Origin of the sequence: Stenotrophomonas sp. Ps181 (assembly GCF_025697425.1) — a bacterium.
GTDB classification, from domain to species: Bacteria; Pseudomonadota; Gammaproteobacteria; order Xanthomonadales; family Xanthomonadaceae; genus Stenotrophomonas; species Stenotrophomonas sepilia.
This window is the reverse complement of the sequence record NZ_JAHWBI010000001.1, coordinates 626937-649054: the sequence shown is the minus strand read 5'-3', so window position 1 is coordinate 649054 and position 22118 is coordinate 626937. Positions and strand designations below refer to the sequence as shown.

26 protein-coding genes are annotated in these 22118 nt (G+C 66.8%); 3 read left to right on the top strand and 23 right to left on the bottom strand.

Annotated elements, in window-relative coordinates:
* Nucleotides 1–121 precede the first annotated feature (121 nt).
* From lexA to rlmE, 10 genes are all read right to left on the bottom strand, one after another.
* Entirely contained in the window at nt 122–757 is a 636-nt protein-coding gene (lexA, locus tag KXV01_RS03085; RefSeq protein WP_005412936.1) for a transcriptional repressor LexA, read from the bottom strand.
* Between the two features lie 203 nt (nt 758–960).
* Complete coding sequence (gene ubiB / locus KXV01_RS03080) at nt 961–2643, bottom strand: 2-polyprenylphenol 6-hydroxylase (RefSeq protein ID WP_111097231.1); 1683 nt, start codon at nt 2641–2643, stop codon at nt 961–963.
* A 34-nt stretch (nt 2644–2677) separates the two neighbouring features.
* Complete coding sequence (locus KXV01_RS03075; RefSeq protein WP_049412881.1) at nt 2678–3172, bottom strand: nicotinamide-nucleotide amidohydrolase family protein; 495 nt, start codon at nt 3170–3172, stop codon at nt 2678–2680.
* A 119-nt stretch (nt 3173–3291) separates the two neighbouring features.
* On the bottom strand, nt 3292–4602 hold the full coding sequence (gene hflX, locus KXV01_RS03070; protein WP_111097230.1) for a ribosome rescue GTPase HflX: 1311 nt from the start codon (nt 4600–4602) through the stop codon (nt 3292–3294).
* A 14-nt stretch (nt 4603–4616) separates the two neighbouring features.
* The gene (gene hfq, locus KXV01_RS03065) at nt 4617–4892 is read right to left on the bottom strand and encodes an RNA chaperone Hfq (protein WP_004152891.1); all 276 of its coding nucleotides are present in this window, start codon (nt 4890–4892) and stop codon (nt 4617–4619) included.
* A 97-nt stretch (nt 4893–4989) separates the two neighbouring features.
* A complete protein-coding gene (miaA, locus tag KXV01_RS03060) occupies nt 4990–5943 on the bottom strand; it encodes a tRNA (adenosine(37)-N6)-dimethylallyltransferase MiaA (RefSeq protein ID WP_049439900.1) in 954 nt (317 codons plus the stop codon).
* Nucleotides 5943–6839 carry a dihydropteroate synthase gene (folP, locus tag KXV01_RS03055; protein WP_049412877.1) on the bottom strand — a complete coding sequence of 299 codons (897 nt, stop codon included), beginning with the start codon at nt 6837–6839 and terminating at the stop codon, nt 5943–5945. The genes miaA and folP overlap by 1 nt, the downstream gene beginning before the upstream one ends.
* A 590-nt stretch (nt 6840–7429) precedes the next feature.
* Nucleotides 7430–7615 (bottom strand): hypothetical protein, encoded by a 186-nt coding sequence (locus KXV01_RS03050; RefSeq protein WP_049412782.1) that lies wholly within the window; start codon nt 7613–7615, stop codon nt 7430–7432.
* Nucleotides 7616–7717: 102 nt separating this feature from the next.
* The gene (gene ftsH / locus KXV01_RS03045; protein WP_005416038.1) at nt 7718–9652 is read right to left on the bottom strand and encodes an ATP-dependent zinc metalloprotease FtsH; all 1935 of its coding nucleotides are present in this window, start codon (nt 9650–9652) and stop codon (nt 7718–7720) included.
* 69 nt (nt 9653–9721) lie between these two features.
* Nucleotides 9722–10354, bottom strand: coding sequence for a 23S rRNA (uridine(2552)-2'-O)-methyltransferase RlmE (rlmE, locus tag KXV01_RS03040; RefSeq protein ID WP_005409014.1), 633 nt, complete (start codon nt 10352–10354; stop codon nt 9722–9724).
* Nucleotides 10355–10419: 65 nt separating this feature from the next.
* Between rlmE and yhbY the strand changes: the two genes are divergently transcribed.
* A complete protein-coding gene (gene yhbY, locus KXV01_RS03035; protein WP_005416037.1) occupies nt 10420–10725 on the top strand; it encodes a ribosome assembly RNA-binding protein YhbY in 306 nt (101 codons plus the stop codon).
* 13 nt (nt 10726–10738) lie between these two features.
* Nucleotides 10739–11113, top strand: coding sequence for an Mth938-like domain-containing protein (locus KXV01_RS03030; protein WP_263467497.1), 375 nt, complete (start codon nt 10739–10741; stop codon nt 11111–11113).
* A 168-nt stretch (nt 11114–11281) separates the two neighbouring features.
* Here the strand turns inward: KXV01_RS03030 and KXV01_RS03025 are convergent, their stop codons facing one another.
* Genes KXV01_RS03025 through surE form a run of 4 tightly spaced genes read right to left on the bottom strand, consistent with a single transcriptional unit; the run spans nt 11282 to nt 14147 of the window.
* Complete coding sequence (locus KXV01_RS03025) at nt 11282–12064, bottom strand: peptidoglycan DD-metalloendopeptidase family protein (RefSeq protein WP_049412787.1); 783 nt, start codon at nt 12062–12064, stop codon at nt 11282–11284.
* Nucleotides 12061–12675, bottom strand: coding sequence for a YqaA family protein (locus tag KXV01_RS03020; protein WP_005416033.1), 615 nt, complete (start codon nt 12673–12675; stop codon nt 12061–12063). Before KXV01_RS03020 ends, KXV01_RS03025 begins: the two co-directional genes overlap by 4 nt.
* Nucleotides 12676–12693: 18 nt before the next feature.
* Nucleotides 12694–13371, bottom strand: coding sequence for a protein-L-isoaspartate(D-aspartate) O-methyltransferase (locus KXV01_RS03015; protein WP_049412789.1), 678 nt, complete (start codon nt 13369–13371; stop codon nt 12694–12696).
* Nucleotides 13368–14147, bottom strand: coding sequence for a 5'/3'-nucleotidase SurE (gene surE / locus KXV01_RS03010; RefSeq protein WP_049412791.1), 780 nt, complete (start codon nt 14145–14147; stop codon nt 13368–13370). The genes KXV01_RS03015 and surE overlap by 4 nt, the downstream gene beginning before the upstream one ends.
* 209 nt (nt 14148–14356) lie before the next feature.
* Here surE and KXV01_RS03005 point away from each other — a divergent pair, with 209 nt between their 5' ends.
* Nucleotides 14357–14896: a Smr/MutS family protein gene (locus KXV01_RS03005; RefSeq protein WP_099495004.1), complete on the top strand. Its 540-nt coding sequence runs from the start codon at nt 14357–14359 to the stop codon at nt 14894–14896.
* A gap of 69 nt (nt 14897–14965) precedes the next feature.
* Here the strand turns inward: KXV01_RS03005 and truD are convergent, their stop codons facing one another.
* The 9 genes from truD to KXV01_RS02960 form a co-directional block, all read right to left on the bottom strand.
* Entirely contained in the window at nt 14966–15997 is a 1032-nt protein-coding gene (gene truD / locus KXV01_RS03000) for a tRNA pseudouridine(13) synthase TruD (RefSeq protein WP_111097233.1), read from the bottom strand.
* Entirely contained in the window at nt 15994–16491 is a 498-nt protein-coding gene (ispF, locus tag KXV01_RS02995) for a 2-C-methyl-D-erythritol 2,4-cyclodiphosphate synthase (protein ID WP_005409005.1), read from the bottom strand. The genes truD and ispF overlap by 4 nt, the downstream gene beginning before the upstream one ends.
* Before the next feature lie 34 nt (nt 16492–16525).
* On the bottom strand, nt 16526–17224 hold the full coding sequence (gene ispD / locus KXV01_RS02990; protein WP_005409004.1) for a 2-C-methyl-D-erythritol 4-phosphate cytidylyltransferase: 699 nt from the start codon (nt 17222–17224) through the stop codon (nt 16526–16528).
* On the bottom strand, nt 17221–17574 hold the full coding sequence (ftsB, locus tag KXV01_RS02985; protein WP_005412924.1) for a cell division protein FtsB: 354 nt from the start codon (nt 17572–17574) through the stop codon (nt 17221–17223). The genes ispD and ftsB overlap by 4 nt, the downstream gene beginning before the upstream one ends.
* A 4-nt stretch (nt 17575–17578) precedes the next feature.
* Complete coding sequence (gene eno, locus KXV01_RS02980; protein WP_005409002.1) at nt 17579–18871, bottom strand: phosphopyruvate hydratase; 1293 nt, start codon at nt 18869–18871, stop codon at nt 17579–17581.
* Nucleotides 18840–19133: a hypothetical protein gene (locus KXV01_RS02975; protein ID WP_181452416.1), complete on the bottom strand. Its 294-nt coding sequence runs from the start codon at nt 19131–19133 to the stop codon at nt 18840–18842. The genes eno and KXV01_RS02975 overlap by 32 nt, the downstream gene beginning before the upstream one ends.
* The gene (locus KXV01_RS02970) at nt 19133–19480 is read right to left on the bottom strand and encodes a hypothetical protein (RefSeq protein ID WP_049412798.1); all 348 of its coding nucleotides are present in this window, start codon (nt 19478–19480) and stop codon (nt 19133–19135) included. Before KXV01_RS02970 ends, KXV01_RS02975 begins: the two co-directional genes overlap by 1 nt.
* On the bottom strand, nt 19477–20307 hold the full coding sequence (gene kdsA / locus KXV01_RS02965) for a 3-deoxy-8-phosphooctulonate synthase (protein ID WP_010485995.1): 831 nt from the start codon (nt 20305–20307) through the stop codon (nt 19477–19479). The genes KXV01_RS02970 and kdsA overlap by 4 nt, the downstream gene beginning before the upstream one ends.
* Before the next feature lie 89 nt (nt 20308–20396).
* Nucleotides 20397–22061 carry a CTP synthase gene (locus tag KXV01_RS02960; RefSeq protein WP_005416023.1) on the bottom strand — a complete coding sequence of 555 codons (1665 nt, stop codon included), beginning with the start codon at nt 22059–22061 and terminating at the stop codon, nt 20397–20399.
* Nucleotides 22062–22118 lie beyond the last annotated feature (57 nt).

Sequence of the window (22118 nt, the reverse complement as noted above, 5' to 3'; positions counted from 1 at the left end):
GTATCGCACAGGCTGAGATTCTGCCTGGCGCTCTGAAAAGAATTATCGGACATCCGTACCAACCTCAGTGGAACCAGAGAATCGCCACAAAAGACCGCGGGGTAATGCGCTATGGAGCGGGTCAACGATTGGGCCGAAGCAGGCCGCAATAGAGGCCTTCGATCGCAAAATCCTGGTCCGGCAGCACCTCGATCGGCTTGTAATCGGGATTGCGCGGCAGCAGGCGGATGCGGTCCTTGGCGATCTTCAGCAGCTTGACGGTGATCTCGTCATCGATTCGGGCCACCACGATCTGCCCGGAATGTGCGTCGCGGGTGCGGTGTACGCCGATCAGGTCGCCGTCGAAGATGCCCTCGTCGATCATCGAGTCGCCCTGCACCTTCAGCAGGTAGTCCGGCGCTGGCGAGAAGAACACCCGGTCCAGCACCACGAAATCGTCAGAGCCGATGTCGGCACCGATCGGCAGGCCGGCGGCGACCCGGCCCAGCACCGGCAAGCGCAGCACGCTGTCCGGAAGGCCCGGCTCGGCCAGCTTTTCGACCGGCGGTGCCTGCACCAGGCGGATGCCGCGAGCCTGGCCCGGAATGCGACGGATCGCACCAGCCTGCTCCAGGGCTTCCAGGTGGTACTGGGCCGCGCGCACGCCCTTGAAGCCGAACGCACGTGCGATTTCAGTCTGCGAGGGCGGCGCGCCTTCACTCTCGATACGCTCGGCGATCAACTGCAGGATCGCCTGCTGGGTGTCGGTCAGGTCCATGGTTAGTAGTATTACTACTAACGCACACAACTGCAAGTGCCGGGTACGACAAACAGGTGATGGGGATCTGTAGTGCCGAGCCATGCTCGGCAGTTGGGCGAATGGCCGGGCGGCAACGGCAGAAGCAGCCGACCAGCGGTCGGCCCTACAGGAATCGCGCAGCGATTCCGCGGTTCCCGCGGGGAACCGCTGCTGCAAGCACGCTATGTGTGCTTGCCGCTCTTCCAGATCGAGAACAGGATCCACACGCCACAGAAGCCGGCGCCGATGAAACCGCACACCCCCAGCGCCAGCAGCCAGCGACTGGAGACCCCGCCAACGCTGTGCATGACGATCGAGGACCCGATGATCAGCGCGGCAGTGACGATACCCATCACCAGCCGGTTCGCTGCCCGATTCACCTGTTCGCCGAAGCCCTGCAGCGCAGTGGTTTCCACCTTCAGCTGGAGGCGGCCGCGGCGTGCGGCCTGGACCAGCTTGCGCAGGTCGCGCGGCAATTCCCCGGCGAAGTCGACCAGCCCCAGCAGGCTGCGCCGGCCACGCTTGAGCAGCGCCCTGGGCGCATAGCGCTGCAGCACCACACGCTCCAGGAACGGGCGTGCGGCACTGGCCATGTCGAAATCCGGGTCCAGCTGGCGGCCCATGCCTTCCAGGGTCAGGAAGGCCTTGATCATCAGCGCCAGATCGGCCGGCAGGGTCAGGCTGTAGCTGCGCAGCAGCTGGGTAATGTCACCCAGCATCAGGCCGATGCGCAGGTCCTTCAGCGGCACGCCGCGATACTGGTCGACGAACTGGCTGATGTCGTGCTGCAGGCGGTTCTCGTCCACTTCCACGCCGCCGGCCCAGTCCAGCAGCACATCGGCCACGCCCTGCGGGTCCTGCTCGACCAGCCCGTGCAGCAGCTGCGCGACCTGGAAGCGGCGCACTTCGGACAACGCGCCGACCATGCCGAAGTCAATCACGCCGATGCGGCCGTCACGCAGGTAGAGGATGTTGCCGGGGTGCGGGTCGGCGTGGAAGCAGCCGTCCTCCAGCACCATCTTGAGCACGATGTCGGCACCGCGCCGGGCCAGTTCACGCCGGTCCAGGCCCGCCGCATCGACGCCGGCCAGGTCACGCCCGGGAATGCCGTCGACGAAGTCCTGGACGTTCAGGCTTTCGCAGGTCCACTGCCAGTGCACGCTGGGGATCAGGATGTCGTCACGACCACTGAAGTTGCGCGCGATGCGCTCGGCGTTGCGGCATTCGGCGGCGAAATCCAGCTCGCGGCGCAGCGACACGGTGAACTGCTGCACGACCTCGGCTGGACGATAGCGGCGCAGGTCCGGCAGCCGCGCCTCGACGATTTCGGCCAGGCGCGCCAGCAACCGCAGGTCGGCCTCGACCACGTCGCGGATACCGGGGCGCCGCACCTTCAGCACCACCTCGCGGCCGTCATGCAGGCGCGCGCGATGGGCCTGCGCCAGCGAGGCGGCGGCCATCGGGATTTCATCGAGGAAGGCGAACACGTCTGCAGGCGAGGCGCCCAGGTCGGCCTCCAGCTGCCCGCGGATCTCGGCGTACGGCAGGGCCGGCACCGCGTTCTGCAGTTCGGACAGCTCGGCAATCCACTCCGGCGGCAACAGGTCGACGCGCGTTGCCAGCACCTGGCCAAGCTTGACGAAGGTCGGGCCGAGATCCTGCATCGCGCTGCGCACGCGCACCGGCGCGGTCATCCGCAGCAGTTCCTGGCGATCCTCGTTCCAGTGCAGGAGGCGCCCAGCGCGCTCCAGCGTGGTGGCCAGGCCGATGCGCCGCACCACGTCACCGAAACCATAGCGGATCAGGACAACCGCAATTTCCTGCAGTCGGCCCAGGTCACGGACCGTGCCCAGCGTTTCCCACATCATGCGTGCTCCGGACGATTACCGGAGCAGCATGTCACAGCTGGGCGTCGATGCCGCGCAATGCCGCCGCCACGGTTTGCCGGCGGATGGCTTCGCGGTCGCCCTCGAACTGGAACAGCTCGGCGCGGGCGTAGCCGCCACGCCGCTTCCAGCCGATCCAGACGCTGCCGACCGGCTTGCCGGGGCTGCCACCGCCCGGACCGGCGATGCCGGTCACTGCCACCGCGATGCCGGCACCCGAGTTGACCAGCGCGCCGGAAACCATTTCCAGCACGGTTTCGCGGCTGACTGCGCCAAACTGCTCCAGCGTCTGTGCGCGCACGCCGAGCAGGCGCTGCTTGGCTTCGTAGCTGTAGACCACCATGCCGCAGTCGAAGAATGCCGACGAACCTGCGATGTCGGTCATGCACTTTGCAATCCAGCCGCCACTGCAGCTTTCAGCGGTCACCAGCTGCAGCGAGGCCTGCTGCAGGCGCTGCCCGAGCGCGGCGGACTGGGCATTGAGATCGGCGTCGGTGGGGATGGACATCGGCATGACGGTGGGGTGAAGAACCCCGTTGTACCGCAGATGACAGGCGGATGTCGCGCCCCTCCGGCACGGTTGCGTTGCCGGCCAGCGGCCGGCACTACCCGGCATCGGCCGCTACCTCACCACTCCGGCAGTTTTTCCGGCAGCAGCGCGCGGATCGGGGCGCCATCGGCACTGGCGGCCAGCTTTTCGGCTTCGGCGATCGGCAGGTCGACCTGCAGCAGCCAACCGTCCTCATCGGCCTGCTCGCTACGGATCACTTCCAGCTGGTGCAGGCGCGCGCGCAGGCGGCCCGCATCCGGCGGCAGGCGCAGTTCGCCGGTGACGTGCTGCAGTCCCAGGCGCTTGCCCAGCACCGCCTGCAGCAGGTCCAAGCCCTGCCCGTCACGCGCGGAAATCCACACCCGCTCGCGACGCGACTCGTCCGGGATACCGTCCTGGCCATCGTGGCGCACGTCGGCGCCTTCAATGCGGTCGATCTTGTTGAACACCAGCAACTGCGGCAGATCACCGGCACCGACTGCGGTCAGCACCTCGTCGACCTGGGCGATGCGCTCCTCGCGGTGCGGATCGGCGGCGTCGACCACATGCAGCAGGAAGTCGGCCTCGCGCGCCTCGGACAGGGTCGAGCGGAACGCCGCGACCAGATCATGCGGCAGATCGCGGACGAAGCCGACGGTATCGGCCAGCACTACGTTGCCGCCCGGAACCGCGATGCGGCGCACGGTCGGATCCAGCGTTGCGAACAGCTGGTCGGCGGCATAGGCCTCAGCGCCGGTCATGGCGTTGAACAGGGTCGACTTGCCGGCGTTGGTGTAGCCCACCAGGGCCACGCGCGGCAGCTCACTGCGCACACGCGCACGGCGCATCTGGGTACGCTGCACTTCGACCTTTTCCAGGCGCTTCTGCAGCTGCTCCACCCGCTTCTGCAGCAGGCGGCGGTCGGTTTCCAGCTGGGTTTCACCCGGGCCGCGCAGGCCGATCGAACCGCCGCGCTGGCGCTCCAGGTGGGTCCATCCGCGCACCAGCCGCGTGGCCAGATGCCGCAGCTGTGCCAGTTCGACCTGCAGCTTGCCTTCGTGGCTGTGCGCACGCTGGGCGAAGATGTCCAGGATCAGGCCGGTGCGGTCGATCACCCGGCGCTCGAGGAAACGTTCCAGGTTGCGCTCCTGGCCCGGGCTCAACGCATGGTTGACCAGGATCAGGTCGGCACCGCTGGCGTCGGCCGCAGCCTTGATCTCGTCCAGCTTGCCGCTGCCGATCAGGGTCGACGGATTCGGACGGTGCAGGCGCGCAGTGATCGTCGCGGCGATGCTGGCCCCGGCCGAGCGGGCCAGATCACCGAATTCTTCCAGCACATCGTCTTCCAGCTTGCCGAAATGGGGCTGGATCAACAGGGCGTGTTCGCCCTTTTTCGAGCGGTCAAACATTCACCGCTCCGGTATTACTCGTCTGCTTCATCACCTGCCTGACCACCTTCACCCGACTGCACGTACCCACCGCCCGGACCCACCTTCACGTTGCGTGCCGGAACGACGGTGGAAATGGCGTGCTTGTAGACCATCTGACTGACCGTGTTGCGCAGCAGGACCACGAACTGGTCGAACGACTCGATCGTGCCCTGCAGCTTGATGCCGTTCACCAGGTACACCGAAACCGGCACGCGTTCGCGCCGCAGTGCGTTCAAGAAAGGATCCTGCAGCGATTGCCCCTTGGACATTGCACACTCCTGATTATTGTTCTTATTGGGTTGCCGACGGTTGCCGCGGCCCCCGAGCCGCCCGCCGACCGATGGATGTTACACGGCTGGCGGGGATTCAGCGTGCGACGAAGGTCGACACCGCGCCGGCCAGGCGCTCGTGGTCGATATGGGGGTCGAACCAGCGCGCATCAAGCTCGCCGCGCAGCCAGGTCAGTTGGCGCTTGGCCAGCTGCCGGGTGGCGAAGATCGCCTTGTCACGGAAACGGACGGCATCCCCCTCCCCGTCCAGATACTCCCAGGCCTGGCGATAGCCGACCGCGCGCACGGCCGGCAGGTCCAGGGGCGCCGCCACGGCGGCCATTTCCGGCATCGCGCGCAATGCTCGCACCTCGTCGAGAAAGCCCTGCCCCAGCATGGCATCGAAGCGCGCCTCGATGCGCTGGTGCAGAACCGCCCGGTCGCGTGGGGCCAGGATCAGCTTGAGGGTGCGCACCGGCAATGGCGCCACACCCGGCCGGCGCTGCCATTCAGTAATGGGGATACCGGTCAGGCGATAGACCTCCAGCGCCCGCTGGATGCGTTGCGGGTCGGTGGCATGGATGCGTGCGGCGGCGGCCGGGTCGACCTTGGCCAGCTCGGCGTGCAGTGCCGCCCAGCCACGCTCGGCCGCCTCGGCGCTGAGCGCTTCGCGCATTGCCGGCTCGGCCTCCGGCATCGGCGACAGGCCCTGCAGCAGCGCCCGGAAGTACAGGCCAGTGCCACCGGCGAGGATCGGCGTCCTGCCACGCGCCACGATGTCGGCCACGACCCGCCCGGCATCGGCGGCGAACTCGGCCGCCGAGTAGGTCTGCCAGGGATCGCGCAGGTCCAGCAGATGGTGCGGCGCCTGCGCGCGCTCCGTCGTATCGGGCTTGGCCGAACCGATGTCCAGGTGGCGGTATACCAGCGCCGAGTCGACGCTGACGATTTCCCCACCCAGCTGCCGTGCCAGGGCGATCGCAGTGGCGGTCTTGCCACTGGCGGTCGGCCCCATCACGGCGATCGCCAGTGGCCGCCGATCGATAGCCATCAGTCTTCGTCCGGCCAGCGGATCGTCGGCGCAGCGTCGGCGCGCGGCGTCGGTACGGCTTCCACCGCCTGCCAGATCTTCAGCGCATCAACGGTGGCCGCCACGTCATGCACGCGCACGATGCGCGCGCCACGCTGGACTGCGATCAGGTGCGCGGCCACCGAGGCCGCTACCCGCTCGGACGGCGTATCGCGACCGGTCAGTTCACCGAGACTGCGCTTGCGCGAGAGGCCGGCCAGCATCGGCACGCCCAGTTCCAGGAAGCGCTCCGAACGCGCCAGCAGGGTCATGTTGTGGCCGGTGGTCTTGCCGAAGCCGAAACCGAGGTCGATCAGCAGGTTCTTCTTCGCGATGCCTGCCATCTCGGCAGCGAACAGGCGCTGCACCAGGAAGCCGTGCACCTCGGCGACCACATCGTCGTAGTGCGGATCGGCCTGCATGTGGCCCGGTTCGCCCTGCATGTGCATCAGCACTACCGGCACGCCGGTTTCCGCGGCGGCGTCCAGCGCCCCCTCCTGACGCAGGCCGAAGATGTCGTTGATCATGCCGGCGCCAGCGGCCACGGCCGCACGCATCACTTCCGGCTTGAAGGTGTCGATACTGATCGGCACGTGGGTCCGGACCGCCAGCTGCTCGATCACCGGAATCACCCGGCCCAGCTCCTCCTCGACCGATACCGGCGTGGCGCCCGGGCGGGTCGATTCGCCGCCGATATCGAGAAGGTCCGCGCCCTCCTCGACCAGCTTCAGCCCATGAGCGACTGCGGCCTCGGTGGTGTCGTGCGCGCCACCATCGGAAAACGAGTCCGGGGTGACGTTGACGATGCCCATGACCCGGGCACGGTCGAGGCGCAGGATGCGGCCGGCGCAATCGAGCTGGGGCGAGGTATCGAACATGGGCAATCCTGCAGGGACAACGGCGGGTAGTTTAGTTCGGCAGGGCGGCGCCCTGCACCCGCAGAGGCCAGAGCTACAGCAACAGCCGGAGCAACAGCGGGTTCACTGAAGAATGGCGGGATGGGTCCGGTTGCGGGGGCCGCTGCAAGTACGTCCATGTAAGCTCGGTCGCCGCATCCATGCGGCTCACGCCCCCGCAACCGGACCCACCCCGCCTTCGACAGATTTCCGCGATCTGTTGGAACGAATATCGGGGTCAGATCCGTTTTCCGGAGGAAAACGGATCTGACCCCATATTGATTTCGATATCTGACAGAGATTCATCCACGCATGGCGTGAATCCACCGTGCCGACCAAGGTCGACACCTACCGACAGCGGCCGGAATCTGTCAGAGGTGGGGCGGTGTCGGACTGCGGGGTGTCAGCCGCATGGATGCGGCTGCCAAGCCTACAGGGACGTACTTGCGGCGTCCCCGCACTCCGACACCGCCCCGCCACCCCACGGAATGTTGCTGTTGCTGTTGCTGCTGAGGTTGCCGGCCAGCGGCCGGCACTGCCACGGGTGCAGGGCACAGCCCTGCCGATACCCCTCAACGGCGCCTGCGCCTGCGGTCCACGTACAGGGTCCTGGCGATGCTCAGCACGATGCCGACACCAATACCCACCACGCAGCCCAGCAGCAGATTGTCGGCTCCCAGGCCCACACCCACGCCGACCACGGTGGCGATGACCATTTCGGCGGTGTGGGAAATCGGTTCGGGCTTCGGGGCGGACATGCGGGCTCCAGCGTCAGATCGGTTCTTCGGAATGGGCCGGTAGCCCGGAAACGACGAAGCCGGGTTGCCCCGGCCTCGTCTGGTGTCACGCGCAGCGGGCCGTCAGTGCGATTCGGCCGGGCCTGCGATCGGCGGCAGCGGGCGGGCGTCGCCGCCCTTGTCGTTGCCGCCATCCTTGTTCGACTTGCTCCAGCCGGCCGGCGGCGGCGGATCGCGGCCTTCCATGATGGCGTCGATCTGCGGCGCGTCGATCGTCTCGTACTGCAGCAGCAACTGGGACATCGCGTGCAGCTTGTCCAGGTTGGCCGTCATCAACTCGGTGGTGCGCGCGTAGGCTTCGTCGAGGATCTTGCGCACTTCCTCATCGATGCGACGCGCGGTGTCGTTGGACACGCTCTTGTGCTGGGTGACCGAACGGCCCAGGAACACCTCGTCATCCTCTTCGCCATAGGCGATCGGGCCGAGCTGGTCGGACAGGCCCCACTTGGTGACCATGTTGCGGGCCATCTTGGTGGCGCGTTCGATGTCGTTGGAAGCGCCCGTGGTGACCTTGTCGGCACCGAAGATCAGCTCCTCGGCCACACGGCCACCGTACAGCGAGCACAGCTGCGACTTGATCGCCACGCGGTTCATCGAGTACTTGTCGCCTTCCGGCAGGTACATCGTCACGCCCAGCGCACGGCCGCGCGGGATGATCGTGACCTTGTAGACCGGGTCGTGCTCGGGCACCAGGCGGCCGACGATGGCGTGGCCGGCTTCGTGGTAGGCGGTCAGGGTCTTCTCTTCTTCGCTCATGGCCATCGAGCGGCGCTCGGCACCCATCAGGATCTTGTCGCGGGCACGGTCGAAGTGGTCCATGCGGACTTCCTTCTCGTTGCCACGCGCGGCGAACAGGGCCGCCTCGTTGCAGAGGTTGGCCAGGTCCGCACCGGAGAAGCCCGGGGTACCCCGCGCGATCACCATCGGCTCGACGTCGTCAGCCAGCGGCAGCTTGCGCATGTGGACCTTCAGGATGTGCTCGCGGCCCTTCACGTCCGGCAGGCCGACCACGACCTGGCGGTCGAAACGGCCCGGACGCAGCAGCGCAGGGTCCAGCACGTCGGGGCGGTTGGTCGCGGCGATCACGATCACGCCTTCGCCACCTTCGAAGCCATCCATTTCGACCAGCAGCTGGTTCAGGGTCTGCTCGCGCTCGTCATGACCGCCGCCCAGGCCGGCGCCACGGTGGCGACCGACGGCGTCGATTTCGTCGATGAAGATGATGCACGGGGCGTGCTTCTTGGCCTGCTCGAACATGTCACGCACGCGACTGGCGCCGACGCCGACGAACATTTCCACGAAGTCCGAACCGGAGATCGAGAAGAACGGCACCTTGGCTTCGCCGGCGATGGCCTTCGCCAGCAGCGTCTTGCCGGTACCCGGCGGGCCCACCATCAGCACACCGCGCGGAATCTTGCCACCGAGCTTGGTGAACTTGGACGGGTCGCGCAGGAAGTCGACCAGCTCGCCCACTTCTTCCTTGGCCTCGTCGCAGCCGGCGACGTCGGCGAAGGTGACCTTGATCTGGTCTTCGCCCTGCAGCTTGGCGCGCGACTTGCCGAAGGACATCGCGCCCTTGGCACCGCCGCCACCGCCCTGCATCTGGCGCATGATGAACAACCAGAAGCCGATGATCAGGATGACCGGCAGGAAATTCATCAGGATCGCGCCCAGGGAGATGCCGCTGGACGGCTCCTCCTGCACGATCTCCACGTTCTTGGTGCGCAGCACGTTGATCAGGTCGCGATCGAACGGTGCGGTGATGGTGGATGTCTGCCCGCCGCGGGTGGTGTAGGTCAGCTGGCTGGTGCCGCCGCGCATGTCGCCGCCGAAGGCGACCTTCTGCACGTTGCCGCTGTCCACCTGGTCCAGGAACTGCGAGTACGACGCACCCTGCGCGCCGGCTCCGGAGGACTTCGGCGAGAAGCTCTGGAAGACCACCATCAGCACGACGGCGACGACCACCCATAGCAGGAGGTTCTTGGTCAAGTCGTTCATCCTCATTGGCTCCGGTGTTCCTCTCAGTGCTGGCGTTGCGTGGGGGTCGAACTTGCGTACATTGCGAGCTTACTTCATGTGGGCGCGTTTTCCCTGACCCAAGGCATATACCTCGGGAGAGCGCTTTCGCGAGGCTTCCGGCTTGCGGATGGAGACCTTGTCGTACCGGCGGCGCATGTCGCGCACGTAGTCGTCAAAGCCCTCGCCCTGGAACAGCTTGATCAGGAACGCCCCACCGGTCTTCAGGTGGTTGTCGGCAAAATCCAGGGCCAGCTCCGCCAGGTGCATCATCCGCGGCTGGTCGACCGCGCCCACACCACTCTTATTGGGGGCCATGTCCGACAGCACAAGGTCTACCGGCTGATCCCCGAGCATGGCTTCAAACTGCGATAGGACGGCTTCTTCCCTGAAGTCACCATGAAGGAACTCCACGCCGGCCAGTGGCGGCATGTCCAGGATGTCCAGGGCCAGCACGCGGCCGGTGTCGCCGATCTGTCTCCGAACCTGCTGAGACCAGCCACCCGGCGCCGCGCCGAGGTCGACCACTACCATGTGGGGTTTCAGCAACCGGTCACGTTCCAGCAGCTCTTCGAGCTTGTAGGCGGCGCGCGAGCGCATGCCTTCGGCCTGCGCCTTCTTCACGAAGGGGTCGGAGAAGTGTTCCTTGAGCCAGCGCTGGCTGCTTTTGCTGCGGGTAGCCATTGAAAATAGGGGCTGATGGGGTCCTCATGATACCCTGATCGCCCCATTCAACCGTGTTTTCCTGCATGTCCATCGCCCTGACCGCTTCCCAGACCCGTTTCCTGCGCGGCCAAGCCCACGACCTGAAGGCCCTGCTGCAGACCGGCGGCAAGGGTGTGACCCCGGCCTTCATCGCTGAGCTGAACGAAGTGCTGGAGCGCCACGAACTGGTCAAGGTGAAGGTCGCTGCCGAGGATCGCGACGCCCGTGACGTGATGATCGGCGAGATCGTCGAAGCCACCGAAAGCGCGCTGGTGCAGCGTATCGGCCACGTCGCCGTGCTGTACCGCCCGAGCAGGGAACAGCGCCAGATCGTGCTGCCGCGCGGCTGATCGCCCTACCGTCATGCAGCTGAACCACGAACCGCCGGATTACGCCTATAGCCTCCGTGCCGCCGATGGCCGCTCGGCCAAGGTGAATGACCAGGCGCTGGGCAGCAGTTTCTTCCTGACCCCGGACCAGCTGGTCACGCAATGGCCGGTGGTGAGCGCCGCTGCGCTGCAGCTGGCTGACCTGGAGCCGATCCTGGCGCTGAACCCGGCGCTGATCGTGCTCGGCACGGGTGAACGTCAGGTGTTCCCGCCGGCGGTGATGATGGCCGCCTGCCTGTCACGCGGCATCGGCCTGGAAGTGATGAACAATCCAGCGGCCGCACGCACCTTCAACATCCTGGCCGGCGAAGGCCGCAAGGTCGCGGCTGCTTTCATTCTGGAAGGCTGAGGTGGCGCCGCCGGGCATGGCCCGGGGCTCCCCTGGATCACACATATTCTGCAGCGCCCGAGCCCATGCTCGGGCGTCGTCGTTTGCCAGCGAAAAGCAGCCGAGCATGACTCGGCTCTACAGGTCAGGAACGCCAGGCATGGCCCGGCGCTCCCTGTTCCAACCGCGTCAACGTGCCGGCAGGTACTGCTGCGGATCGACCGGCTTGCCGTTGTAGCGAATCTCGAAGTGGACCATGTCGCGGTTCGCACCGGTGCGGCCCATTTCGGCGATCTGCTCGCCAGCCTTCACGCTCTGCCCTTCATTGACCAGGCGCTTGCGGTTGTGGCCATAGGCGGACAGCCACTGGTCGCTGTGCTTGATGATGATCAGTTCGCCGTAGCCGACCAGGCCGGCACCGGAGTACACCACCACACCGTTGGCGGTTGCCTTGACCGGCTGGCCGCTGGTGCCGGCGATGTCCACGCCCTGCTTGGTCGCGTCACCGGCCACGTAGCGGCCGACGATTGCGCCATCGGCCGGCCAGCGCCAGGCGATGTTGCTCTTCACCGGCCCGACCGGCGCCGGGGCCGGCGCGGTGCTGCCGCCACTGCTGCCAGCCGAACGCGGCGGGGTGACCACCGTGGTCGGCGCACGGCCGCTGGTGGCCCCCTGCGGATACAGGCGGATCACCTGGCCGGGATAGATGGTCGACGGGTTGTCCAGACGATTCCAGGCAATCAGGTCGGCCGGGGTGATGTCATGGATGCGGGCCAGCGCATAGATGGTGTCGCCCTTGCGCACCACCACGGTCTGCCCGGGCTTGGGTACCGAGGTCTTCGGCGTGGCCACGCCGCCGGCGTTGCCGCCGCCCGGGCGGACCACGGTGGCGGTACCGCAGGCGGCCAGTGTGGAAACCAGCAACGCCAGCGCGCCGATGCGCACTCCCTTGCTCAGACGATCAGGATTCATGCGAACTTCGACCTCCATACAAGCCAGGCGATCAGCACCACCACCAGCACGGTGGCGATCCAGCCCAGCGGTTCAATCCAGCGACGCAGCGCCGCTTCGGCACGCGCACCACCGATACGGATGACCGCGGCCAGCACGAACACGCGCTTGCCACGACCGATCAACATGCTCAACAGGTACTGCGGCATCGGTACGCCGACGATACCCGATGCCCACGTGAAGACCTTCATCGGGATCGGCATGAAGCCGCCCAGCACCAGGAAGGTGAACACCGCCCACGGCGATTCGGCCATCTTCGCCTGCACGGTGGTGATGCCCTGCTCAATCGCCGGAAGCATGCCCAGCGCCTCGAACACCGGCTTGATCGCCTCGAAAGCGTAATGACCCAGCGCGTAACCAACCAGCGCGCCGACCATCGAGCCAGCCAGGCTGAGGGTGGCGAACCACCAGCCACGCTTGGGCTGGGCCACGCACATCGGTGCCAGCATCACTTCCGGCATCACCGGGAAGATGATCGCTTCAAAGAAACTCAATACCGTCAGGTAGGTCGGCGCGCGTTCGTGCGCTGCCCACTTCATCGCCCGCTCGTACAGCGGCCCGAAAATCTTCATGCAACCCTGCTCCGTGGATTAGTCGAGCATGCCAGACAGCAGCGGCACGAACGTGACCGGCGCCAGCACGCGCTGTTCGATGCCGCCATCGGGCTTGCGGTCCAGCTGCACCAGCGACTGTCCGCCCGGGCCACCCACCGGCGCCACCAGGCGCCCTCCTTCAGCCAGCTGCCCGACCAGTTCATCGACCAGTGCAGGCGCGGCAGCGGTGACCACGATGGCATCGAACGGACCGTGCTCGGCCCATCCGGCACGACCGTCGTCATGCTTGGTGCGGATGTTCATGCCCAGTGCGCGGAAGCGCTTGCGTGCCTGCCGCAACAGGTCACCGATACGCTCCACGGTGTAGACCTCCAGGCCCAGCGCGCCCAGGATGGCGGCCTGGTAGCCCGAGCCGGTGCCGACTTCCAGCACGCGCTTCGGCGCGACCTGGAGCACTGCCTCGGTCATCCGGGCGACCACCCAGGGCTGCGAGATGGTCTGGCCATGGCCGATCGGCAGCGCGGTGTCCTCATAGGCACGCGAGGCCAGTGCTTCATCGATGAACAGATGCCGCGGCACTACCCGGATTGCGTTCAAGGTGGACTCGTCGACGATGCCCGCTTCGCGCAGGCGATCGACCAGACGGTCACGCACGCGCTGCGAGGTCATGCCGATGCCGACAGCTTCCGGCTGCAGTCGCAGGCGTGGACTCATGCCGGCCGGTCCAGCGCGGCGCTGAGGCCGCCCACCCAGCTGGCCACTTTCTCCAGCGCCTGGTAGCGGGTCAGGTCCACCTGGATCGGCGTGATCGAGATGTGGCCGGTGCGCACCGCGTGGAAGTCGGTGCCCGGGCCGGAGTCCTGCTCACGGCCGGCCGGGCCGATCCAGTACACGTCGTTGCCGCGCGGATCCTTCTGCGCGATGCAGCCTTCGGCACGATGGCGGTTGCCGAGGCGGGTGACCTCGAAGCCCTTGACCTCGCTCCACGGCAGATCCGGCACGTTGACGTTGAGGATGGTGTCGGCAGGCAGCGGATCGGCCTTGAGCCGGGCGACGATCTCCACCGCGGCCCGCGCGGCAGTGTCGAAGTGCTTCGGATCGTGGTTGCGGGTAACCAGCGAGACCGCCACGGCCGGCAGGCCGAGGAAGCGACCTTCCATTGCCGCCGAGACAGTGCCGGAATAGATCACGTCGTCACCGAGGTTGGCGGCGTTGTTGATGCCTGACACGACGATGTCCGGCTCGAATTCAAGCAGGCCGGTCAGCGCCAGGTGCACGCAGTCGGTCGGCGTGCCAGCCACCGAGACGGTGTAATGGTCGATGCGCTTGAGCCGGATCGGCAGGTCCAGGGTCAGCGAGTTGCTGGCACCGGAGCGATCGCGGTCAGGCGCGACCACCGTGACTTCGTGTCCGGCCTCGCGCAGGACCGAAGCAAGCATCCGGATGCCTGCGGCGTCGACACCATCGTCATTACTGACCAGGATTCGCATCTTCGATTTAACCGCTTGATTTTCCAAGAATTCGATTCCGTCACCGTGCAGTGTGGGCGGGACCGTCGTACTCCCCTGCGGAAGCCGTCGACCCTGCAAGGGCATCGTCTATTGTGCCGCATGCGAGCCGCCGGTCCTACCCTGCCGGCGGTCACGACCGACATCGAACCGTCATAGGCAGACCCGCGCCGGCGGTTTACCCTGTGCGCATGTCGCCCCCTGAAGACGAAGATCCCGCCGCACTGTTCCGTGCGGCCATCGGTGAAGTGACGCCGCTGCGCAAGGATGCCGAACCGGCGCCTGCTGCGCCCCGGCCGAAGCCGCGCGCACGCATGGCCGAACGCGACGAGGCCGACGCCGCGGGCGAGTTTGCGCGGCTGCTGCGCGACAGTACGCCGCTGGAAGCGGGCGACGTGGCCAGCTATCGCCGCGACAACCTGCCACCGCGCCTGTTCCAGCGCCTCAAGCGCGGCCAGTATTCGGTACAGGACGAGCTGGACCTGCACGGTGCCACCGCCGCGCAGGCCGAAGCCCTGCTGCGCCAGTTCCTGCTGGAAGCGCATGCCCATGAGTATGGGTGCGTGCGCATCATCCATGGGAAGGGACTGCAGTCCGACGGCGGCGCGCCGGTGCTGAAGAACCTGGTTGACCGCCTGCTGCGGCTGCGCAACGACGTGCTGGCGTTCCATTCGGCGCCGACCGGCCAAGGCGGGACCGGCGCGGTACTGGTGCTGCTGGCACGGCGCTGAAATAAGGGACGGAGGGAATTAAGTCGTTTGTGCCACAAACGACTTAATTCCCTCCGTCCCCTTTTTCTGTCAGGCCTGCGAGGCGTCTTCGAGGGGGCCGAGTTCGTGCAGCACGGCGGTGGCGTAGCAGCCTGGCGGCAACGCGAACGACAGTTCCAGCACGTCGTCGGCCAGCCACTGGTGCTGCAGCAGCGCGGGACGCAGGCGCAACGCGCGGCGCTCCTGCTTCAGGCGCGCGTCTTCCAGGCCAGCGCGCAGCGCCTTCGACTCCTCGTCGTCCAGCGCGGCCAGTTCCAGCTCGCGTGCCGCATCGGCGCTGCGCAGCTCGCCTTCACCCCACAGCGGTGCGCTGGGATGGATGTCGAACCGCGCGAGGCGCTCGGCCAGCACGTCGGTGTACGGCTCCGGGCCGAACACGCTGCGACTGCCGTCCAGCATCCACACCTCGCCGTCCAGTGGCTGATCCCAGTTACCCTGCTCCACGCGCGCGGCCAGCACGCGGTTGAACAGCGCCGAACGGGCTGCAGAGAGCAGCAGCGAACGCTGGTCCTTGCGCATGCGGCGGCCACCGAACATCGCCAATGCCGCAGGCACATTGCCGCCGTCGCGGCCGAAGCGCTGCTCGCCAAACCAGTTCGGCAGGCCGCGCCCGGCGATCTGCTGCAGGCGCTCGCTGATCGCCGCAGCGTCGCCCTGCACCTCGCGCAGCACCAGCCTGAAGCGGTTGCCGGCCAGTGCACCACGCTGCAGCTTGCGGTTGTGCCAGGTCGCTTCGAGCACTTCGATCTCGTCACTGGCCAGCTCGGCCAGGTCCGGCGCAATGCGCTTGGGCAGGTGCACGCTGAAACGCTGGGTGGTGACCGCGTGGCGGTCTTTCATGCCGGCGTAACTCACCGCCATTTCCGGCAGGCCCGCCCACTTGGCCAGCAGCTTGGCCACATGCACGGTGTTGGCGCCACGCTTGCGGATGTGCAGCAACAGGTGCTCGCCTTCACCGGTGGCCTCGAAGGCCGGCAGTTCATCCACCTGGAAATCGTCTGGCGTGGTGCGGATGCGCGCCGTCAACAGCGGCGCACCAAATGCCAACGGCAGCGGGATCATGCCGCCACCAGCAACACGACCGCCTGCGCGGCGATGCCTTCACCGCGGCCGGTGAAGCCCAGCTTCTCCGAGGTGGTGGCCTTGACGCTGACCGCGTCCAGCGGCAGCTGCAGCAACCCACCAATGCGCTCACGCATCGCCAGCGCATGCGGGCCAACCTTCGGCCGCTCGCAGATCACGGTGATGTCGGTGTTGCCAACGCGCCAGCCACGCTCGCGCAGCAGGCTGTCGCAATGGCGCACGAAATCGCTGCTGTCGGCGCCCTTCCAGCGATCATCGCTCGGCGGGAAATGCTGGCCGATATCGCCCAGCGCCAGCGCCCCGAGCATCGCATCGCACAAGGCGTGCAGGATCACGTCGCCGTCGCTGTGCGCCAGCACGCCGCAGCTGTGCGGCACGTTCACCCCGCCAAGCATGATGTGATCGCCTTCGCCGAAGGCATGGACGTCGTAGCCCTGGCCGATGCGGACGGGCGGGAACGGTGCGGTGCTCATGGATGCAACCCTTGCAACAGGGCCACGCGGACGGTCAGCCGGCGCGGCGGGAAAGTACGAATTCGAACCGGTCCAGATCGGCCGGGGTGGTGACCTTGAAGTTGTCCTCGCTGCCTTCCACCAGCAGCGGGCGCTGGCCCTGGCGCTCCATGGCCATGGCCTCGTCGGTGACTTCGACCCCGGCGGCAGCGGCGTCGGACAGCGCGCGGCTGAGCTGGTGGCGGCGGAACAGCTGCGGTGTCAGTGCACGCCACAGCCGCTCGCGCGGTTCAGTGCCATCGATGCCACCGTCGTCGCCCGCGCGCTTGAGGGTGTCGCGCACCGGTGCGGCCAGGATCGCCCCGACCGGATCGGTACGACCGACTTCAAGCAGGCGGCCGAGATCGGCCGGCGACAGGTTCGGCCGCGCGGCATCGTGGACCAGTACGAACTCATCAGCGCGCACCGTCTCCGGCAGCGCCTGCAGCCCGGCCAGCACCGAAGCGGCACGGGTCGCGCCACCGATGCAGGTCAGCACCGGCTTGCCCGCCCACTCGTTCCAGCCGGGCCAGTCGGCGTCGTCCTGGCCAATCACCACCATCGCCCCGGCCACGGCCGGGTGCGCCAGCAGCGCGTCCAGGGTATGGGCAAGCAGGATCTGTCCCCCTGCCTGCAAGTATTGCTTGGGCAACGGCGCGCCGAAGCGGGTGCCACGGCCCGCAGCCGGAACCACGACCCAGATGGCCGCACTCATGGCACGTCCGCCGGGTGGTCGCCAACCTGCGCACTGACACCTGCCGCAGGCTGCGCCGGGTGCACCGGCGCATCCTCGACCACACGATAGAACTTCTCGCCGGGCTTGATCATGCCCAGCTCGCTGCGTGCGCGCTCCTCGATGGCGGACTGGCCTTCCTTGAGGTCCTTCACTTCGGCAGCGAGCGCATCGTTGCGCTGCTGCAGACCCTCATTGTCCCGCTCCTGGTTGGCGACCTGGGCTTCGAGCATCATCACTTCGCCCGAATTGCCCGGACCGAACCAGAAGCGATACTGCAGCCAGCCCAGCAACAGGGCCAGCACCAGCAGCATCCAGCGCCAGTCGCGCATCGGCTCAGCGCTTCAGCGAAACGAACGCGTCACGACCGGCGTAACGCGCGCCGGCGCCGAGGGCTTCCTCGATGCGCAGCAGCTGGTTGTACTTGGCCACGCGATCGCTGCGGCACAGCGAGCCGGTCTTGATCTGGGTGGCGGTGGTGGCCACCGCGATATCGGCGATGGTGGTGTCTTCGGTTTCACCCGAGCGGTGCGAGACCACGGCGGCATAACCGGCGCGGTCGGCCATGGCGATCGCTTCCAGGGTTTCGCTGAGGGTGCCGATCTGGTTGACCTTGATCAGGATCGCGTTGGCGGTGCCCGAGTCGATGCCTTCCTGGAAGATCTTCGGGTTGGTCACGAACAGGTCGTCGCCGACCAGCTGCACCTTCTTGCCGATGCGGTCGGTCAGCAGCTTCCAACCCGCCCAGTCGTTCTCGGCCAGGCCGTCTTCAATCGTGATGATCGGGTACTGCGCGGCCCAGTCGGCGAGGAAGTCGACGAACTGCTCGGAGGTCAGGCGCTTGTTCTCGCCGACCAGGTTGTACTTGCCGTTCTCGAAGAACTCACTGGAGGCCACGTCCAGGCCCAGCAGCACGTCCTCACCGGCGGTGTAGCCAGCCTTGCCGATGGCTTCGAGGATGGTATCCAGCGCTTCGACGTTGCTGCGGAAGTCCGGCGCGAAGCCGCCTTCGTCGCCCACCGCCGTGCTCAGGCCATGGCCCTTCAGTACCGACTTCAGCGAATGGAAGATTTCGGTACCAGCGCGCAGTGCTTCGGAGAACGAGGTGAAGCCCACCGGCAGCACCATGAACTCCTGGAAGTCGACGTTGTTGTCGGCGTGCGCGCCGCCGTTGATGATGTTCATCATCGGCACCGGCAGCGACGGGGTCACGCCGGTCCTGGCGGCCAGGTACTGCCACAGCGCCTGCTTGTTCGATGCGGCGGCGGCGTGCGCGGCGGCCATCGAAACACCCAGCAGCGCGTTGGCACCCAGGCGGCCCTTGTTCTCGGTGCCGTCAAGGTCGATCAGGCGACGGTCGAGGCCGGCCTGGTCGGTGGCCTCGAAGCCCTTCAGCGCGGCGGCAATCGTGGTGTTGACGTTGTCGACGGCCTTGCGCACGCCCTTGCCCAGGTAACGGGTCTTGTCGCCGTCACGCAGCTCGACCGCTTCCTTGGTGCCGGTCGAGGCACCGGAGGGAACCGCGGCGCGACCGAACGAACCGTCCTCCAGGATGACTTCGGCTTCCAGCGTGGGGTTGCCACGGCTGTCGAGGATTTCACGGGCGTGGATGCTGCGGATCGTACTCATGGTCGGGCCGGTTACCTGTCTGGAGAGGGGGCGACAAAACGAATGCCGCGTGATTATCCCCGGCTGCCCGCCACTTGCCAAATGGCGTGGCCAGCATCAGCCCCAGCTGGACCCGATCACGATAAGGACCAGCGAGACCAGCATCACCAGAGCCGGCGGTGAAGGCCAGCACGCCCACCACCAGGGCCATCCAGGTCAACGCGGACAGCGCCAGCGCGATCAGGCCCCAGGGCCAGCCGCGCGCCGATGGGGTCGCATTCATCAAAGCCATCCGTAGAACAGGGTGCCGATCCACAGAGAAAGCAGGATGATCGCCAGCCCTGCCGGCACCTTGCCACGGTTCAATCGCCAGGCCAGCACAGCCGAAGCGACGCATCCTGCACTGGCCAGCAGCTCTCCGACCACAAGCGCAATGAAATACGCCCGAAGATCGAGCGCGCTGCTGCCATCACCCGGTGGCCGCACCGACGCAGCACCGATCAGTACCAGGCAGAACATGCCCACGGTGAACACCACGGACAGCCCCAGCGCGATCAGGCCCCACGGCCATTGTCTCCAGTGCCGGCGGTGACGCTGGGTTTCCAGCGCCACCCACGGGTCACGACTCACGCGAAGCGCGAAAAGCCGTGCTTCTTGGTCACCGCGTCGAGTTCCATCAGAGTCTCGAGCAGGGCCTCCATCTGGTCCAGCGGCCACGCATTGGGACCATCGGACAGGGCCTTTGACGGATCCGGATGGGTCTCGGCGAACAGGCCGGAGATGCCCACCGCCACCGCGGCACGGGCCAGCACCGGCACGTGCTCGCGCTGGCCGCCGGAGCTGGTGCCCTGCCCGCCCGGCAACTGCACCGAGTGGGTGGCGTCGAACACCACCGGGCAACCGGTCTCGCGCATCACCGCCAGCGAGCGCATGTCGCTGACCAGGTTGTTGTAGCCGAAGCTGGCACCGCGCTCGCAGACCATGATCTGCTCGTTGCCGGTGGCCTTGGCCTTCTCCACGACCGGCTTCATGTCCCACGGCGCCAGGAACTGGCCCTTCTTGATGTTGACCGGCTTGCCGGCCGAGCACACCTTGCGGATGAAGTCGGTCTGGCGGACCAGGAACGCCGGGGTCTGCAGCACGTCCACCACCGAGGCCACCTCATCCATCGGGGTGTACTCGTGGACGTCGGTCAGCACCGGCACGCCGATCTGCTTCTTCACTTCGGCCAGGACCTTCAGGCCCTCTTCCATGCCCGGGCCGCGGAATGCGGTACCCGAAGTGCGGTTGGCCTTGTCGAAGCTGGACTTGAAGATGAAGTTGACGCCGAGCTTGTCGGTGATCTCCTTCAGCTTGCCGGCGGTATCGAGCTGCAGCTGCATCGACTCGATCACGCAGGGGCCGGCGATCAGGAACAGTGGCTGGTCCAGCCCGACCTCGAATCCACACAGTTTCATGGCGTTTCCTTGTTGTCCGCAGCACCGGACGGGCCGGTGCGCTGGGGGTTGAAGCATGCAGGATGGGGGCCGAAGCCCCCATTCACAAGTCAGGCGCGCGCTTCGGAAAGCAGCTTGCCACCGGCCTTGCGCTCGCGCGCGGCACGGATGAAACCGATGAACAGCGGATGGCCGTCGCGCGGGGTGGACAGGAATTCCGGGTGCGCCTGGCAGGCCAGGAACCACGGGTGGGCATCGCGCGGCAGCTCGACCACTTCCACCAGGGTGTCGTCCATCGACTTGCCGGCGATCACCAGGCCCGCATCTTCCAGCTGGGTGCGGTAGCGGTTGTTGAACTCGTAGCGGTGGCGGTGGCGCTCGGCGACCACGTCCTTGCCGTACAGCTCGCGGGCCAGCGTGCCCGGCTTCAGGCGCTGCTCCTGCAGGCCCAGGCGCATGGTGCCGCCGAGGTCGCTCTTGTCGTCACGCTTCTCGACATCGCCGCTGGCGGTGCGCCATTCGGTGATCAGGCCGATCACCGGGTTCGGCGACTGGCGATCGTTCTCGGTGCTGTTGGCACCTTCCAGGCCGACCACGTTGCGCGCGTAATCGACCACCGCCGCCTGCATGCCGTAGCAGATGCCGAAGTACGGCACCTGCTGCTCGCGGGCGAACTTCGAGGTCAGCACCTTGCCTTCAAAGCCGCGGTCACCGAAACCACCCGGTACCAGGATGCCGTCGACATCGGCCAGTGCAGCCATGTCGGTGCCTTCCAGGTCCTGTGCTTCCAGCCACTTCAGGTTGACCTTGGTGCGCTGGCGCAGGCCGCCGTGCTTCAGTGCTTCGCCGACCGACTTGTAGGCATCCTGGTGATCGACGTACTTGCCGACCACGGCGATGGTCACTTCATCCAGCGGGTGCAGGGTCGCGTCGACCGCGTCTTCCCACATCGAAAGATCGACCGGACCGGCCTTGTCGGCCAGCTTCAGCTGGTTGACCACGATTTCGTCCAGGCCCTGTGCATGCAGGCCCGACGGAATGCGGTACAGCACGTCGACGTCCGGCACGCTGATCACCGCGCGCTCGGAGACGTTGGTGAACTGGGCGATCTTGCGGCGCTCCGAATCCGGCACCGCCTGCTCGGAGCGGCACAGCAGCACGTCCGGCTGGATGCCGATCGAGCGCAGCTCCTTCACCGAGTGCTGGGTCGGCTTGGTCTTCAGCTCACCGGCGGCGCCGATGTAGGGCACCAGGGTGAGGTGCATGAACAGCGCCTTCTCCGGGCCACGTTCGGTGCGCACCTGGCGGATCGCCTCCAGGAACGGCAGCGACTCGATGTCGCCCACGGTGCCGCCGATCTCGACCAGTGCCACGTCGTAGCCTTCGGTGGCTTCGTCGATGCAGCGACGGATCTCGTCGGTGATGTGCGGAATGACCTGCACGGTCGCGCCCAGGTAGTCGCCGCGGCGCTCCTTGCGGATCACGTTCTCGTAGATGCGGCCGGTGGTGACCGAGTTCTTGCGGCTGAGGCGGGTGCGCACGAAGCGCTCGTAGTGGCCCAGATCGAGGTCGGTCTCCGCGCCGTCGTCGGTGACATAGACCTCACCGTGCTGGAACGGGCTCATGGTGCCCGGGTCGACGTTGATGTACGGATCGAGCTTCATCATCGTGACCTTCAGGCCACGGGCTTCGAGAATGGCGGCCAGCGACGCGGCGGCAATGCCTTTGCCGAGCGAGGACACCACGCCGCCGGTTACGAAAATCAAGGGAGTCATGGCTGCAAGCATCCTGTCTGGAAATGGAAAACGGCAGCACCACGCGCACCCGGAGGG

What these genes read in the sequence shown, in the direction of transcription:
- lexA (WP_005412936.1), bottom strand. Translation starts at nt 757, where the DNA reads ATGGACCTGACCGACACCCAGCAGGCGATCCTGCAGTTGATCGCCGAG.
- ubiB (WP_111097231.1), bottom strand. Translation starts at nt 2,643, where the DNA reads ATGTGGGAAACGCTGGGCACGGTCCGTGACCTGGGCCGACTGCAGGAA.
- KXV01_RS03075 (WP_049412881.1), bottom strand. Translation starts at nt 3,172, where the DNA reads ATGTCCATCCCCACCGACGCCGATCTCAATGCCCAGTCCGCCGCGCTC.
- hflX (WP_111097230.1), bottom strand. Translation starts at nt 4,602, where the DNA reads ATGTTTGACCGCTCGAAAAAGGGCGAACACGCCCTGTTGATCCAGCCC.
- hfq (WP_004152891.1), bottom strand. Translation starts at nt 4,892, where the DNA reads ATGTCCAAGGGGCAATCGCTGCAGGATCCTTTCTTGAACGCACTGCGG.
- miaA (WP_049439900.1), bottom strand. Translation starts at nt 5,943, where the DNA reads ATGGCTATCGATCGGCGGCCACTGGCGATCGCCGTGATGGGGCCGACC.
- folP (WP_049412877.1), bottom strand. Translation starts at nt 6,839, where the DNA reads ATGTTCGATACCTCGCCCCAGCTCGATTGCGCCGGCCGCATCCTGCGC.
- KXV01_RS03050 (WP_049412782.1), bottom strand. Translation starts at nt 7,615, where the DNA reads ATGTCCGCCCCGAAGCCCGAACCGATTTCCCACACCGCCGAAATGGTC.
- ftsH (WP_005416038.1), bottom strand. Translation starts at nt 9,652, where the DNA reads ATGAACGACTTGACCAAGAACCTCCTGCTATGGGTGGTCGTCGCCGTC.
- rlmE (WP_005409014.1), bottom strand. Translation starts at nt 10,354, where the DNA reads ATGGCTACCCGCAGCAAAAGCAGCCAGCGCTGGCTCAAGGAACACTTC.
- yhbY (WP_005416037.1), top strand. Translation starts at nt 10,420, where the DNA reads ATGTCCATCGCCCTGACCGCTTCCCAGACCCGTTTCCTGCGCGGCCAA.
- KXV01_RS03030 (WP_263467497.1), top strand. Translation starts at nt 10,739, where the DNA reads ATGCAGCTGAACCACGAACCGCCGGATTACGCCTATAGCCTCCGTGCC.
- KXV01_RS03025 (WP_049412787.1), bottom strand. Translation starts at nt 12,064, where the DNA reads ATGAATCCTGATCGTCTGAGCAAGGGAGTGCGCATCGGCGCGCTGGCG.
- KXV01_RS03020 (WP_005416033.1), bottom strand. Translation starts at nt 12,675, where the DNA reads ATGAAGATTTTCGGGCCGCTGTACGAGCGGGCGATGAAGTGGGCAGCG.
- KXV01_RS03015 (WP_049412789.1), bottom strand. Translation starts at nt 13,371, where the DNA reads ATGAGTCCACGCCTGCGACTGCAGCCGGAAGCTGTCGGCATCGGCATG.
- surE (WP_049412791.1), bottom strand. Translation starts at nt 14,147, where the DNA reads ATGCGAATCCTGGTCAGTAATGACGATGGTGTCGACGCCGCAGGCATC.
- KXV01_RS03005 (WP_099495004.1), top strand. Translation starts at nt 14,357, where the DNA reads ATGTCGCCCCCTGAAGACGAAGATCCCGCCGCACTGTTCCGTGCGGCC.
- truD (WP_111097233.1), bottom strand. Translation starts at nt 15,997, where the DNA reads ATGATCCCGCTGCCGTTGGCATTTGGTGCGCCGCTGTTGACGGCGCGC.
- ispF (WP_005409005.1), bottom strand. Translation starts at nt 16,491, where the DNA reads ATGAGCACCGCACCGTTCCCGCCCGTCCGCATCGGCCAGGGCTACGAC.
- ispD (WP_005409004.1), bottom strand. Translation starts at nt 17,224, where the DNA reads ATGAGTGCGGCCATCTGGGTCGTGGTTCCGGCTGCGGGCCGTGGCACC.
- ftsB (WP_005412924.1), bottom strand. Translation starts at nt 17,574, where the DNA reads ATGCGCGACTGGCGCTGGATGCTGCTGGTGCTGGCCCTGTTGCTGGGC.
- eno (WP_005409002.1), bottom strand. Translation starts at nt 18,871, where the DNA reads ATGAGTACGATCCGCAGCATCCACGCCCGTGAAATCCTCGACAGCCGT.
- KXV01_RS02975 (WP_181452416.1), bottom strand. Translation starts at nt 19,133, where the DNA reads ATGAATGCGACCCCATCGGCGCGCGGCTGGCCCTGGGGCCTGATCGCG.
- kdsA (WP_010485995.1), bottom strand. Translation starts at nt 20,307, where the DNA reads ATGAAACTGTGTGGATTCGAGGTCGGGCTGGACCAGCCACTGTTCCTG.
- KXV01_RS02960 (WP_005416023.1), bottom strand. Translation starts at nt 22,061, where the DNA reads ATGACTCCCTTGATTTTCGTAACCGGCGGCGTGGTGTCCTCGCTCGGC.